Here is a 12899-nt window from a genome sequence, read left to right as displayed (position 1 = left end):
TGCGCGACTGTGTCGACTTTGAACGCGCCGGGCGGCGGGACGGTTCACGCCCAAGTAACCGGGGCATGGTGCAAGGTGTGCAGCGAACACGACGCGGCATGCGATGGGATGAAGTTTCCCTGCCAATACCCTTGGTAAGCGTCGTCGCCGTCCTTACCATCTACCCCGCAACGCCCGGTCTTCGCCGGGCGGCAAGTCCAGGAGACACGCATGGCCTACACCCTCCCGCAGTTGCCCTACGCCTACGACGCGCTGGAACCCAACATCGATGCGCAGACGATGGAAATCCATCACACCAAGCATCACCAGACCTACATCAACAACGTCAACGCGGCGCTGGAAGGGACCGAGTACGCCGACCTGCCGGTGGAAGAGCTGGTGTCCAAGCTGAAGAGCCTGCCGGAAAACCTGCAGGGCCCGGTGCGCAACAACGGTGGTGGCCACGCCAACCATTCGCTGTTCTGGACCGTGCTGTCACCCAATGGCGGCGGTGAGCCCAAGGGCGAGGTCGCCAAGGCGATCGACAAGGACATCGGTGGTTTCGAGAAGTTCAAGGAAGCCTTCACCAAGGCCGCCGTCAGCCGTTTCGGCTCGGGCTGGGCCTGGCTGAGCGTGACCCCGGACAAGAAGCTGGTGGTGGAAAGCACCGCCAACCAGGACAGCCCGCTGTTCGAAGGCAACACCCCGATCCTGGGTCTGGACGTGTGGGAACACGCGTACTACCTGAAGTACCAGAACCGTCGTCCGGAATACATCGGCGCGTTCTACAACGCAGTGAACTGGGAAGAAGTCGAGCGCCGCTACCACGCTGCGATCGCCTGAAGTCCTGCATCAGCGCTAGGTTCCACGTAGCGCTATGACTGCGGCACCCAACGCACAAGGCCGGGAGCGATCCCGGCCTTGTGCGTTTTGCTGCGGGCTGTCGTAGGAGCGACCCTGGTCGCGAGGGGCTTTGCTGGGAAAGCCCCGTCGCGCTCGGGCGCGCTCCTACGGTGTGCGGCGCCGATGGGCTTTGCATCGAACTGGAACGCACAAGGCCGGGAGTGATCCCGGCCTTGTGCGTTTGCTGCGCGCTGTTGTAGGAGCGACCCTGGTCGCGAGGGGCTTTGCCGGGAAGGCCCGTCGCGCTCGGGCGCGCTCCTACGGTGTGCGGCGCCGATGAGTTTTGCATCGAGCTTGAACGCACAAGGCCGGGAGCGATCCCGGCCTTTTGCGTTTGCTCCGCGCTGTTGTAGGAGCGACCCTGGTCGCGAGGGCTTTGCTGGGAAAGCCCCGTCGCGCTCTGGCGCGCTCCTACGATGTGCGGGCGTCGACCAGAACTTGGGTCGGGCAGCGATCAGAACTTGGCGTCGAACTCGCGGGCGTAGCCGGTGTTGACGATGACCTTCTGCAGCGCGTCGCTGATCTTGATGTTGCCGGCCACGATCTGCTGCGTTTCCGGGCCCATGTTGTCCATGCGCGGCGGGGTGGCACCCTTGTAGTCGCAGACGCGGCCACCGGCTTCACGCACCAGCAGCACGCCGGCCGCGATGTCCCAGGCTTTGACGCCGGCCTCGAAATACGCATCGGCGCGGCCGCAGGCCACGTAGGCCAGATCCAGCGCGGCAGAACCGGTACGACGCACATCCTCGGCCTGCACCAGCAACGCATCGACGCACTTCAGTTGTGCACTGGTGCGTGCGCGCTCGCGCGGCGGGAAGCCGGTGTGGACCATCGCGCCTTCCAGGTCCTTGCGTTCGGCGATGCGGATGCGGCGGTCGTTGAGCACCGCGCCGGCGCCGCGGCTGGCGGTGAACAGCTCGTTGCGCAGCGGGTCGAAGATCACCGCGTCGGTGGGCTCGCCGTTTTCCACCAGCGCGATCGACACGCAGTAATGCGGGAAGCCGCGCAGATAGTTGCTGGTGCCGTCCAGCGGATCGATGACCCAGGTGTAGCGGCCACTCTTGCCACCTTGCACACCACCTTCTTCGCCGAACACGGCGTACTCGGGGTAGCCGCGCTTGAGTTCCTTGATGATGACCTTCTCGGCATCGGCATCGACTTCGCTGGCGTAGTCCATGCGGCCTTTCTGCACCACGTTGAGCGCATCGAGCTTGTTGATACCGCGCAACAGCACATTGCCGGCGAGGCGGGCGGCTTTGACCATGACGGTGACGGCGGGTTTCTGCATGGTTAAAGCTCCCGTGAAGGCAGAATCGAAAATGGCGAAGGTAAAAGAGCGGTCCGGCACCAAAGCCGGCCGCGCAGTTTACCATCTACGACCGAATCGCTCCCCAATCTCCGTTCATGTCCGTCAGCCAGCGCATCCGTTTCGTTCTTGTCGGCACCCAGCATCCAGGCAACATCGGCGCCGCCGCGCGCGCGATGAAGACGATGGGGGTGTCGCGCCTGGTGCTGGTGGCGCCGGAGCGTGCGCTCGACGAAGACGCCTATCGGCGTTCGGCCGGTGCCGAGGACGTGCTCGGCGAGGCGCCGATCTTCGCCACCCTGGCCGAGGCCGTGGCCGATTGCACCCTGGTGATCGGCTGCACCGCGCGTGCGCGCCGGGTCGCACTGGAAGAGCTGCCGCCGGACGAGGGCGCGCGCCGTGCCTGGGCCAAGGCCGGCGAACCGGCCGAGGTGGCGATCGTGTTCGGTCGCGAGCGTACCGGCCTGACCAATGACGAGCTGCAGCTCTGCCACGCGGCGCTGCATATCCCCTCCGACCCGGCGTTCAGCTCGCTCAATCTGGCGGCGGCGGTACAGGTCGTGGCGTACGAGGTGCGGCTGGCGCAGCTGGCGGCCGGCGAAGCGGAGGCTGCACCCGCCGCGGCGGCCGGCGCGCTGCGCGAGGGCCCGGCCAGCCATGCCCAACTGGAAGGCATGTTCGGCCAGCTGGGCCAGACCCTGGACGAGATCGACTTCCACAAGGGACGCGCGCCGGAGTCGGCGATGCGCAAGCTGCGGCGGCTGCTGTTGCGCGCGGACATGAGCGAGCAGGAAGTGCGTTTGCTGCGCGGCATTCTGTCCGATGCGCAGCGCATGGCCATGCTGGCAAAGCGCAACGGAAACTGACGTCTGTCACATCTCGAAAGATTCGGCTAGGCTGTCGGCGGCTCTAGGGGAGTGTCCGTTTTGCGCGGTCTACGATGGTGTCTGATTGCCTGCGGGCTGTTGGCCGGGGCAGGCTTTGCCGCGACGGCGACAGCGGCGCCTTCCCCGGTATTGGTGCTTGGACGGATCAGCGACGATCCCGCCACGCATTACGCGCAACTCAAGCCCCTACTGGACTACGTGGTGCCCCGCATGCACGAGGTCGGTATCCGCCGTGGCGAAATCCTGATGGCGCCGGATGCACGGCAGATGTCCAGTTACCTGCGGCGTGGCCGCGTCGACTGGGTCAGTGAAACCACCGGTGCGGCAATGCTGCTGGAACAGCGCGGCAGTGCGCACCCGCTGGTGATGACCGAGCGCGGCGGCCTGCGCGAGTTCCATACGGTGTTCTTCGTTCGTCGCGACAGCCCGATCCAGTCGCTCAAGCAGTTGCGCGGCCACACCTTGGCGTTGCAGAACGCCTCCTCCACCAGCGGCTATCTGCTGCCGATGCTGGAGCTGGTGCGCAACGGCATCGCCTGCGATGTGCTGCTGTCGCCGGACGACAGCCAGGTGCCGGGCTCGGTGGGTTACCTGATGGTCGGCTCGAAATTGAATATCTCCGCCCTCGTGCATCAGCACCTGATCGATGCGGGCGCTTTCAGCAACGCCGACTGGGACGACGAACGCCATCTGCCGCAGGTGTTCAAGCGCGACTTCCGTATCGTGCATCGCAGTGCGCCGGTGCCGCGCGCAGTGGAGATGGTGCGCACCGGCATGGATCCGGCGGTGGAACGGCGGCTGCGCGTGGTGCTGCTGCAGGCGGCCGCCGACCCCAAGGCCGGGCCGGCCCTGAAGCGCTTCTTCGGCACCACCGCCTTCCACCCGCTGGATGCTGCCAGCCGTCGGCGCCTGGATGCGCTGAGCGCCGGCTTGCACCGTGTCAGGGATCAAGTGGAATGACTCAGGTGCGCTTCGGGCTGCAGGCACGCTTTCTATTGGTGATGGCGCTGACGCTGCTGTTGGTCGGTGCAATCCTGGCGTCGCTGCTGCAGCGCCAGAGCGCGATGCAGCGCGAAGTGCGCGGGCTCAGCGCGCAGATCCTGCACGAGCTGTTCGATCGCAGCCTGCGCACGCGTGGCGAGACCCTGGCCACCGAGCTGGCGAACGGCCTGGCCAATCCGTTGTACTACTCCGACCTGGGCGCGGTGGGGGCGCTGGTGCGCAATGCCTCGCGGCAGCAGGTGGTCAGCTACGTGCTGGTGTTCGATCGACGCGGCCGGCTGGTGCACGACGGCTCGCCCAATCTGCAGCGTTACGGCCAGGCCATGACCGACCCGCTCGCGGCCAGGGCGGTGACCGCGCGGGCCATGCTGTTGCAATCCACGCCGGAAGTGCTGGACGTGACGGTGCCGATCAAGATCGGCGACCAGCGCATCGGCGGGGTGCGGGTGGGCATGTCGCGCGAGCGGGTGCGCAGGATCGAATCCGGCGCCAACCTGACCCTGGTGCAGAACCTCAACGCGATCGGCAAGCGCGATCTGGGCTGGCTGCTGGTGCTGCTGGCCGCGCTGGTGGCGCTGGGGGTGCTGTTGGCCATCTACGTGCAGCGCACCCTGGTGGCGCCGGTGCGGTTGCTGGCGGCGGCCGCGCGCCAGATCGAGCGTGGCGACTATGCGGTGCAGCTGCCCCCGCATCCGCGCAACGACGAGATCGGCGAGTTGATTTCCGCCTTCGGCCGCATGAGTGAGAGCATCGCCCGGCACGATCGCGAGGTGCGCCACATGGCTTACACCGATGCGCTGACCGGGCTGACCAACCGGCTGGGGTTCCGCGAGGGCCTGGACCATCTGCTCAACACCGCCCGCAGCACCGACAGCAAGCTGGCGCTGCTGTTCGCCGATATCGACGACTTCAAGCGCGTCAACGACACGCTGGGCCACGAGGCCGGCGACGAGGCGCTGCTGCAGTTCGCCAGCCGCATCAGCCGCGCGGTCGGTGCGTTGGGCGGCGACGATGCGATCCTGGCGCGCTTTGGCGGCGACGAGTTCGTGATCCTGCTGCAGAACGGCGATGTCAGCCTGCTTGCCGCCCAGCTGGCGGACCGGCTGGTGCACGAATTGAGCCGCCCCTTGAATGTGCAGGGCCGGGAGGTGTTCCTGGGCACCTCGATCGGTATCACGCTGTTCCCCGACGATGCCAGCAATGCCACTGCGTTGCTGAAGAACGGCGACATCGCGATGTACCAGGCCAAGGTCGCCGGCAAGAACTGCCATCGCTTCTACAGCCGCGCCGCTGATCATGCGGTGGAGCGGCGCGTGCACATGGAGCACGAACTGCGCGGGGCCTGGGATCGCGACGAGTTGCGGCTGGTCTATCAGCCGATCTACCGCACCAGCGACCGGGTGCTGGTGGGGGTGGAAGTGCTGTTGCGCTGGCAGCACCCGGCGCTGGGCACGATTGCGCCATCCACCTTTATCGATATCGCCGAGCAGAGCGGCCTGATCGAGGTGATCGGCCCCAAGGTGCTGCGCGCGGCCTGCCTGGAAGCGGCGCAATGGCCGGTGGTGGGCGAGGGCTTGTTCATCTCGGTCAACGTCTCCCCGCGTCAGCTGCGCAGTGGCGACCTGATCGACACCGTGGCCGAGTGCCTGGCCGAGTCCGGCCTGCCGGCCGCGCGCTTGCACCTGGAGCTGACCGAAACGGCGGTGATCGGCGACGAAATGATGGCCGCCAGCCTGCTCGATCAATTGCACCGCACCGGCGTGAAGGTGTGGCTGGACGACTTCGGCACCGGTTTCTCCGGCTTGAGCCATCTGCGCCAGGTGCCGGTGGACGGGGTCAAGATCGACAAGAGTTTCATCGCCGACCTGCAGCGCGACCCGGACGATCTGGCGCTGACCACGGCCATCATCGGCATGGCGCATTCGCTGGGCATCACGGTGGTGGCCGAGGGGATCGAGCAGGAAGCGCAGTTCAACCTGCTGCGCGAGCGTGGCTGCGACCTGGGCCAGGGCTACTGGTTCAGCCGCCCGCTGAGCCCGGCTGACATGGTCAAGCTGATCGCCGCAGGCTGAGCAGCGTAGGAGCGCACCCGGGCGCGACGAAGCATGACCGGTAACGCCCGTCGCGCCCGGGTGCGCTCCTACGATCCGATGTGTTTGAGAGCTGGGTGGTTACAGCGGCCGTTTACCGGTGTCGCCGGGAATTTCGCGCACCAGGCGCGGCACCAGGTAGCCGGACAGGCGCGTGGCCAGCTCGGTGTGCAGCGCGCGCGCGCGCGCATCGTCCACTTCGAAATGCGCCACGCCGGCCACCCGGTCGAGCTGGTGCAGGTAATACGGCAGCACGCCGGCGGCGAAGCTGCGTTCGCTCAGGGCTGCCAGCGCGTCCACGCTGTCGTTGACGCCGCGCAGCAGCACGGCCTGGTTGAGCAGCTGCGCGCCGGCCCCGCGCAGGGCGCGCATGGCATCGTCCACGGCGGTATCGAATTCGTTGGCGTGGTTGGCATGCACCACGAAGGCCACCGGCCACGGCAGGCTGCGCAACCAGGCCAGCAGCGGCGCGTCGACACGCTCGGGCAGCACGATCGGCAGCCGGCTGTGGATGCGCAGGCGCTTGATGTGGCCGATGGCGGCCAGCGCATCGGTGAGTTCGGCCAGCTTGCCGGTCGCCAGCGACAGTGGGTCGCCGCCGGACAGCAGCACTTCGTCGATGCCGGGGTCGGCCGCGATCGTGGCGACCGCGTCGCGCCAGCCGTCGCGCGCGGCGGTTTCCTCGGCATACGGGAAGTGGCGGCGGAAGCAGTAGCGGCAGTGCACCGCGCAGCTGCCGGTGGCGATCAGCAGCGCGCGGCCGCGGTATTTCTGGATCACCCCGTCGGCGGTCTTGGCGGCGCCATCGCCGACCGCATCCAGGCCGAAGCCGGGCACCGGACGCATTTCATCGTCCAGCGGCAGCACCTGGCGCAGCAGCGGGTCGTGCAGGTCGCCACGGCGCATGCGCGCCACGAATGCCTGCGGCACCCGCAGCGGGAACTGGGCGGCAGCCGCGTCGCTGATCCCGGCCGCCTGCGCCTCCAGGCCCAGCAACGCCAGCAGCGCGCGCGGGTCGCGCACGGCGTCGCGCCACTGCTGCTGCCAGCGTGGCGGTTGCAGGGTGGGAGGCGGAGATGGCTGCAAGGCGAGGGGGGCTGCGGGTATCATGTGCGGTCACAAAACCAATGCCCGCCGGTTGCGGCGGGCGCCCCATTCTAATCCGACCTGCCACGGCCTGTGGCAGGTCGTGGTCTTATCGAGGAGCTGCACCATGGCCACTGTTGGCATGAACGACGTCAAGAACGGCATGAAGATCCTGGTCAACAACGAGCCGGCGGTCATCACCGAGACCGAATACGTCAAGCCGGGCAAGGGCCAGGCCTTCACCCGCATGAAGTACCGCTTCATCAAGTCCGGTCGCGTGGTCGAAATGACCATGAAGGCGACCGACGACGTGGAAGTGGCCGACGTGGTCGATACCGACATGCGCTACCTGTACAGCGATGGCGAGTACTGGCACTTCATGGACCCGGAAACCTTCGAGCAGGTGCAGACCGACAAGGCCGGCATGGGTGGCGCCGACAAGTGGCTCAAGGGCGAGGAAGACTGCATCGTGACGCTGTGGAACGGCACGCCGATCTGGGTGCAGCCGCCGAACTTCGTCGAGCTGAAGATCACCGAGACCGATCCGGGCGTGCGCGGCGATACCTCCGGCGGCGGCGGCAAGCCGGCGACGCTGGAAACTGGCGCGGTGGTGCGCGTGCCGCTGTTCGTCAACCAGGACGAAATCATCAAGGTCGACACCCGCTCGGGCGAATACTCGGCGCGCGTCAAGTAAGACGATGCGTCCGGGACACTGGCCTGATCGAGCGGGACGCGGTGCCAGTGTCGTGTTGGGGCTGTGGGGTGCGCTGCTCGCGTGCCCGGCCTTTGCGCAATCGGCTGCCGCAACCTGCGATGCCGATGACGTGGCCGCCGTTGCGGCCATTGCAACGTCCGGCGTCGTGGGCGGCGCTGCCGCCGCGGTGCCGGTCGACCGTCTGGTGGCCCAGACCTGTAAGCCGTGGCCGAATGACCCGGCGATCCGGTTGGCCGCAATCGCATTTGCCGGCGATGCGGAGAGCGTGCCTGGCGAGCGCGACCTCGAGTTGCGCGTGGCCATGCTTGATGCCGCCAGCGGCAAGGTGCTGGCGTTCTACGCGCAGGCAATGGGCGAGGACGCCGCCTTCGAACTCGCTGCCGACAGCCTGCGCCTGGACACCGCGCGCTACGACCTGGCCACGGGCGTGCGTGCGATCGGCGTGGTGGTGCACAGCGCCGCGCGCGGGCCCAGCTGCCCGGATTTTTACAGCAACCAGGCATTGACCCTGATGGTGCGCGAGGGGCGCAGTCTGCGCCCGGTGCTGCAACGCGATCTCTATGCGTGGCAACGTGTGAAAGGCGAGCCGTGCAGTCTGGGCAAGGGCGATGTGATCACCGAAGTGGCCAATCTGAGCGTGAGCATGGCGCCGCAGGTACACGCCGGCTACGCGGACATCGTGCTGACAGCCAACGTGGCTACCGTGGAGAGCGCCGCTGGCAGCGACACCGATACCGAACGCACCCGTCGCGTGCGCCAGGTGCTGCGCTACGACGGCCAGCGCTATGTGCCTGTGGCCGGTGGCGATCCCAGCTGGCCGTTCGACAATTAACCTTTTATGGATCCGCTCATGACCAATGCCCCTCCCGAAGTCTGCGACCTGTTGATCGAAGCCGGCTACGTCGTGCCGATCGAGCCGCATGCGGTGGTGCTCGACGATCACGCGGTAGCGGTGCACAACGGCGTCATCGTGGCGATCCTGCCGACCGCCGAGGCGCGCCTGCGGTTTGCGCCGACGCAGACCGTCTCGCGCCCGGAGGCGGCCTTGATCCCGGGCCTGGTCAATGCGCATACGCATAACCCGATGACGCTGCTGCGTGGCGTTGCCGACGATCTGCCACTGATGGTGTGGCTGCAGCAGCACATCTGGCCGGTGGAAGCGGCGGTGATCGGGCCGGAATTCGTCGCCGACGGCACCACGCTGGCGATCGCCGAAATGCTGCGTGGCGGCACCACCTGCGTCAACGAGAACTACTTCTTCGCCGATGTGCAGGCGGCCGTGTACAAGCAGCACGGGTTCCGTGCGCTGGTCGGCGCGGTGATCATCGATTTCCCCACCGCCTGGGCATCGTCGGACGACGAATACTTCGCACGGGCCGGCGAGCTGCACGACCAGTGGCGCGACGATCCGCTGATCAGCACCGCCTTCGCGCCGCATGCGCCGTACACGGTCAACGACGCCAACTTCGAACGCGTGCGCATGCTGGCCGACCAGCTGGATCTGCCGGTGCATCTGCACACGCACGAAACCGCGCAGGAAGTGGCCGATTCGGTTGCCCAGTACGGGCAGCGCCCGCTGGCGCGGCTGGACCGCCTGGGGCTGGTCAACGACCGCCTGATCGCCGTGCACATGACCCAGCTCACCGAGGCGGAAATCCACCTGTGCGCCGAGCGCGGCGTCAGCGTGGTGCATTGCCCGGAGTCCAACCTCAAGCTCGCCTCGGGCTTTTGCCCGGCCTGCGCGCTGCAACGTGCCGGCGTGAACCTGGCGATCGGCACCGACGGCTGTGCCAGCAACAACGACCTGGACATGTTCAGCGAGAACCGCACGGCGGCGATCCTGGCCAAGGCAGTGGCCAACGATGCCACCGCACTGGACGCGGCCACCACGCTGCGCGCGGCCACGTTGGGCGGCGCGCGCGCGTTGGGCTTCGGCGACAGGATCGGCTCGATCGAAATCGGCAAGCAGGCCGATCTGGTCTGCGTGGATCTGTCCGCACTGGAGACCCAGCCGCTGCATCATGTGCTGTCGCAACTGATCTACGCCGCCGGCCGTCATCAGGTCACCGATGTGTGGATCGCCGGCAAGCCCAAACTGGTGCAGCGCGAGCTCATCGACATGGACACCGCTGCCCTGGTCGCCAATGCGCGGCAGTGGCGCGAGCGCATCCGCACCGTCCGCGCCTGAGCGCGCGTCACCCCATCACGGAGCTCCGCATGAATCCGAATCCCCAACCCAATTCCAGCAACTTCCATCAGAGCGAGCTGGACAAGTTCGCGGCGCTGGCCAACCGCTGGTGGGATGCCGACGGCCCGCAGAAGCCGCTGCATGCGCTCAATCCGGTGCGCCTGGACTATGTGTGCGCACGGCTGGGCCTGGCCGGCGCGCGTGTGCTCGATGTCGGCTGCGGTGGCGGTCTGCTCAGCGAGTCGATGGCGCGTCTGGGCGCGCAGGTCACCGCGATCGATCTGGCGCCGGAGCTGGTCAAGGTGGCGCGCCTGCACAGCCTGGAATCGGGCGTGCAGGTGGATTACCGCGTGCAGTCGGTGGAAGACCTGGCCGCCGAACAGCCGGGCAGCTTCGATGCGGTGACCTGCATGGAAATGCTCGAACACGTGCCGGACCCGACCGCCATCATCCGCGCCTGCGCCAGCCTGCTCAAGCCGGGCGGCAAGCTGTTTTTGTCCACGCTCAACCGCACCCCGGCCGCGTTTGCGCTGGCGGTGGTCGGCGCCGAATACATCGCGCGGCTACTGCCCAGGGGCACGCATCACTACAAGGATTTCATCAAGCCGGCAGAGCTTGCGGCGTGGTTGCGCAGTGCCGAACTGCAGCTGGAAGACGTCAGCGGCATGGTGTATGAGCCGTGGCGCAATCGTGCGCGCCTGTCGTCGCGGACCGAGGTCAATTACCTGGCTTATGCGGTGAAGCCGTGACGGGCGGGGATTGGGCAGTGGAGATTCGGGATTCGCAACGGCACGTGCGTGTTTGATGTCGGCCGAATCGCAATTTACCGATGACCGCGGGCCAGCGCAGAGTAGCGGGGCGTCAATGAAGTTTCCGCGTGCGGTGTTGTTCGATCTGGATGGCACCTTGCTCGATAGCGCGCCGGACATGCTGGCGACCGTCAACGCGATGCTGGATGCGCGCGGGCGTGCGCCGATGGCGCTGGCGCAGTTGCGTCCGGTGGTGTCCAAGGGCGCGCGCGCGATGCTGGCGGTGGCGTTTGCCGACCTCGATGCGGTCGAGCGCGATGCCTTGGTGCCGGAATTCCTGCGTCGTTACGAGGCCTTGATCGGCACGCAGTCGCAGCTGTTCGACGGTGTCGAAGAACTGCTGCTGCGGCTGGAGCGTGCCGGTTGCATCTGGGGCGTAGTCACCAACAAGCCTGAATATCTGGCCCGGCTGATCCTGCCGCAACTGGGGTGGGAGCAGCGCTGCGCGGTGCTGATCGGCGGCGATACGCTGGCCGAGCGCAAGCCGCATCCGCTGCCCTTGCTGACAGCTGCCGAGCGCATCGGGGTTGCGCCGGCGCACTGCGTCTACGTCGGCGACGACGAGCGCGACATCCTGGCCGCGCGCGCGGCGGCGATGCCGTCGGTGGCGGTGTTGTGGGGCTATCGCCTGCACGACGACGAGCCGTCGCGCTGGCAGGCCGACGTCCTCGTCGCGCAGCCGCAGACGCTGTGGGATGCCGTGGCGTGGCCGCAGACCTGATCTTCTTTCGCTTTTTTCTGGACCCGCCATGAGCCAATCCAGTGCTCTCGACAGTTTTCTCGACAAGTGGCGCACGCGCTGGCCGGAATGGTCGGTTGCCGAGCCCTTCATTCCCGAACCGCAGCGACGCCTCACGGCGGCCTGGTTTGCGCTGCTGCAGGAATGGGAAGACATCATGAACATCGCCGGCGACCCGTTGCCGGCCGACGCCAAGCTGGCATGGTGGCAGCAGGAGCTGCGCGACTGGTCGCAGCAGCGTTCGCGCCATCCGCTGGGGCGCGTGCTGGAGCCGGTGCCTGCGCCATGGGCGCAGCTGGCCGACACCTTGCCGGCCATGCAGGACGCCCGTGCGCAGCCGCAATCGTTGCAGCAGGCGTTGGCGAGATTGCGTGCCTTCGCCGAGGCCGTGGTCGGCGTGGAAGCCGCGCTGTTTGCGCGCACCCAGCCTGGCGATGCCACCGCGGTGGCGCTGCAATGGCTGGACGCACGCCAGCGTGTGGCCGGCGACAGCGCCGCACCCGGCGACATGACGCTTGCCGCATGGCGCACGCAATTGCTGCGCGCCTGGCCGCGCAAACCGGCGTTGGCGCGCCCGCACCGGGTATGGTCGCGGCTGGCGCGCCTGCGCCTGCAGCGCGAGCTTGCCGGCAAGGCAGCGTATCCACCGCCCGTGCAGCAGTTGTGGCATAGCTGGCGTGCTGCCAGCGGCGCGGACTAGGAGCGGCTAACAAAACGTCGCGAGCGGTCGTCAGGTGAGTGCGGCTGGCGCGCGGTGAGCGGAGTGTACGGGTGGTACATGCTGATACCGAGCATTGGCTGCGCGGCCTGAAGCTAGCGCGGTAGTTTTGTTGGCGGTTCCAAGTCTCGATTGCTCTACGCGTTGTGCATCAGGGCTTGTGAGGTGCGGTAGATCAGCGGTGGAGCGGTCGATCTGCGGCTTGGCTGCGAGGCCCTTGCCCGCCCACCGTCGCGGGACACGCCGCAAGTACGTCCGTGTAGGCTCTTACGCGGGATCCATGCCGCGTAAGGTCCCACGACGGTAGACAGGCAAGGACCAGTCCAGATGGTCGGTGTGCAAAGCTAAGAGCAGTGCGTTGCGCGTTGTCCGAGCATGACGCGCCTACTCGAGGTCTAACGGACACCGCTACTAGCGGCTTTTTTTTTGCGGCCACCGACCAACTCCCTGGTGCGGTGTCCTTGCCGCTTGCGGGAC

12 protein-coding genes and 1 other RNA gene are annotated in these 12899 nt (G+C 67.1%); 10 read left to right on the top strand and 3 right to left on the bottom strand.

Going from position 1 to position 12899, the window contains the following annotated elements; translation table 11 throughout:
* Positions 1-210 precede the first annotated feature (210 nt).
* Positions 211-822 carry a superoxide dismutase gene (locus tag AC1PLA_RS12235; RefSeq protein WP_016904847.1) on the top strand — a complete coding sequence of 204 codons (612 nt, stop codon included), beginning with the start codon at positions 211-213 and terminating at the stop codon, positions 820-822.
* 514 nt (positions 823-1336) lie between these two features.
* On the opposite strand, the gene AC1PLA_RS12230 is transcribed toward AC1PLA_RS12235, so the two are convergent.
* Entirely contained in the window at positions 1337-2170 is an 834-nt protein-coding gene (locus AC1PLA_RS12230; protein WP_039521909.1) for an inositol monophosphatase family protein, read from the bottom strand.
* A 116-nt stretch (positions 2171-2286) separates the two neighbouring features.
* On the opposite strand from AC1PLA_RS12230, the gene AC1PLA_RS12225 reads away from it, so the two are divergent.
* The 3 genes from AC1PLA_RS12225 to AC1PLA_RS12215 are packed head-to-tail and all read left to right on the top strand — an operon-like array spanning position 2287 to position 6149.
* Positions 2287-3054, top strand: a complete 768-nt coding sequence (locus AC1PLA_RS12225; protein WP_016905057.1) for an RNA methyltransferase — start codon at positions 2287-2289, stop codon at positions 3052-3054.
* Positions 3055-3105: 51 nt separating this feature from the next.
* Entirely contained in the window at positions 3106-4035 is a 930-nt protein-coding gene (locus AC1PLA_RS12220; protein ID WP_164741597.1) for a phosphate/phosphite/phosphonate ABC transporter substrate-binding protein, read from the top strand.
* The gene (locus AC1PLA_RS12215; protein WP_039526933.1) at positions 4032-6149 is read left to right on the top strand and encodes a putative bifunctional diguanylate cyclase/phosphodiesterase; all 2118 of its coding nucleotides are present in this window, start codon (positions 4032-4034) and stop codon (positions 6147-6149) included. The genes AC1PLA_RS12220 and AC1PLA_RS12215 overlap by 4 nt, the downstream gene beginning before the upstream one ends.
* Positions 6150-6248: 99 nt before the next feature.
* Here AC1PLA_RS12215 and epmB read toward each other — a convergent pair whose 3' ends face one another.
* A complete protein-coding gene (epmB, locus tag AC1PLA_RS12210; RefSeq protein WP_065031584.1) occupies positions 6249-7277 on the bottom strand; it encodes an EF-P beta-lysylation protein EpmB in 1029 nt (342 codons plus the stop codon).
* 103 nt (positions 7278-7380) lie between these two features.
* On the opposite strand from epmB, the gene efp reads away from it, so the two are divergent.
* The 6 genes from efp (at position 7381) to AC1PLA_RS12180 (ending at position 12404) form a co-directional block, all read left to right on the top strand.
* Entirely contained in the window at positions 7381-7947 is a 567-nt protein-coding gene (gene efp, locus AC1PLA_RS12205; RefSeq protein WP_007962665.1) for an elongation factor P, read from the top strand.
* A gap of 52 nt (positions 7948-7999) precedes the next feature.
* Positions 8000-8800, top strand: coding sequence for a PA3715 family protein (locus tag AC1PLA_RS12200; protein WP_481104619.1), 801 nt, complete (start codon positions 8000-8002; stop codon positions 8798-8800).
* 18 nt (positions 8801-8818) lie between these two features.
* Positions 8819-10156, top strand: coding sequence for a TRZ/ATZ family hydrolase (locus AC1PLA_RS12195; protein ID WP_024940415.1), 1338 nt, complete (start codon positions 8819-8821; stop codon positions 10154-10156).
* 29 nt (positions 10157-10185) lie between these two features.
* Positions 10186-10905: a bifunctional 2-polyprenyl-6-hydroxyphenol methylase/3-demethylubiquinol 3-O-methyltransferase UbiG gene (ubiG, locus tag AC1PLA_RS12190; RefSeq protein ID WP_481104618.1), complete on the top strand. Its 720-nt coding sequence runs from the start codon at positions 10186-10188 to the stop codon at positions 10903-10905.
* 115 nt (positions 10906-11020) lie between these two features.
* Positions 11021-11686 carry a phosphoglycolate phosphatase gene (locus AC1PLA_RS12185; RefSeq protein ID WP_481104617.1) on the top strand — a complete coding sequence of 222 codons (666 nt, stop codon included), beginning with the start codon at positions 11021-11023 and terminating at the stop codon, positions 11684-11686.
* 28 nt (positions 11687-11714) lie between these two features.
* Entirely contained in the window at positions 11715-12404 is a 690-nt protein-coding gene (locus tag AC1PLA_RS12180) for a squalene/phytoene synthase family protein (RefSeq protein ID WP_024940412.1), read from the top strand.
* Positions 12405-12408: 4 nt separating this feature from the next.
* On the opposite strand, the gene AC1PLA_RS12175 is transcribed toward AC1PLA_RS12180, so the two are convergent.
* A non-coding RNA gene (locus AC1PLA_RS12175) (sX9 sRNA) lies at positions 12409-12484 on the bottom strand.
* Positions 12485-12899 lie beyond the last annotated feature (415 nt).

The organism is Xanthomonas sp. NCPPB 1826, from assembly GCF_056725285.1.
The sequence above is the reverse complement of the archived record's forward strand: the minus strand, read 5'-3'. Positions and strand labels throughout refer to the sequence as shown.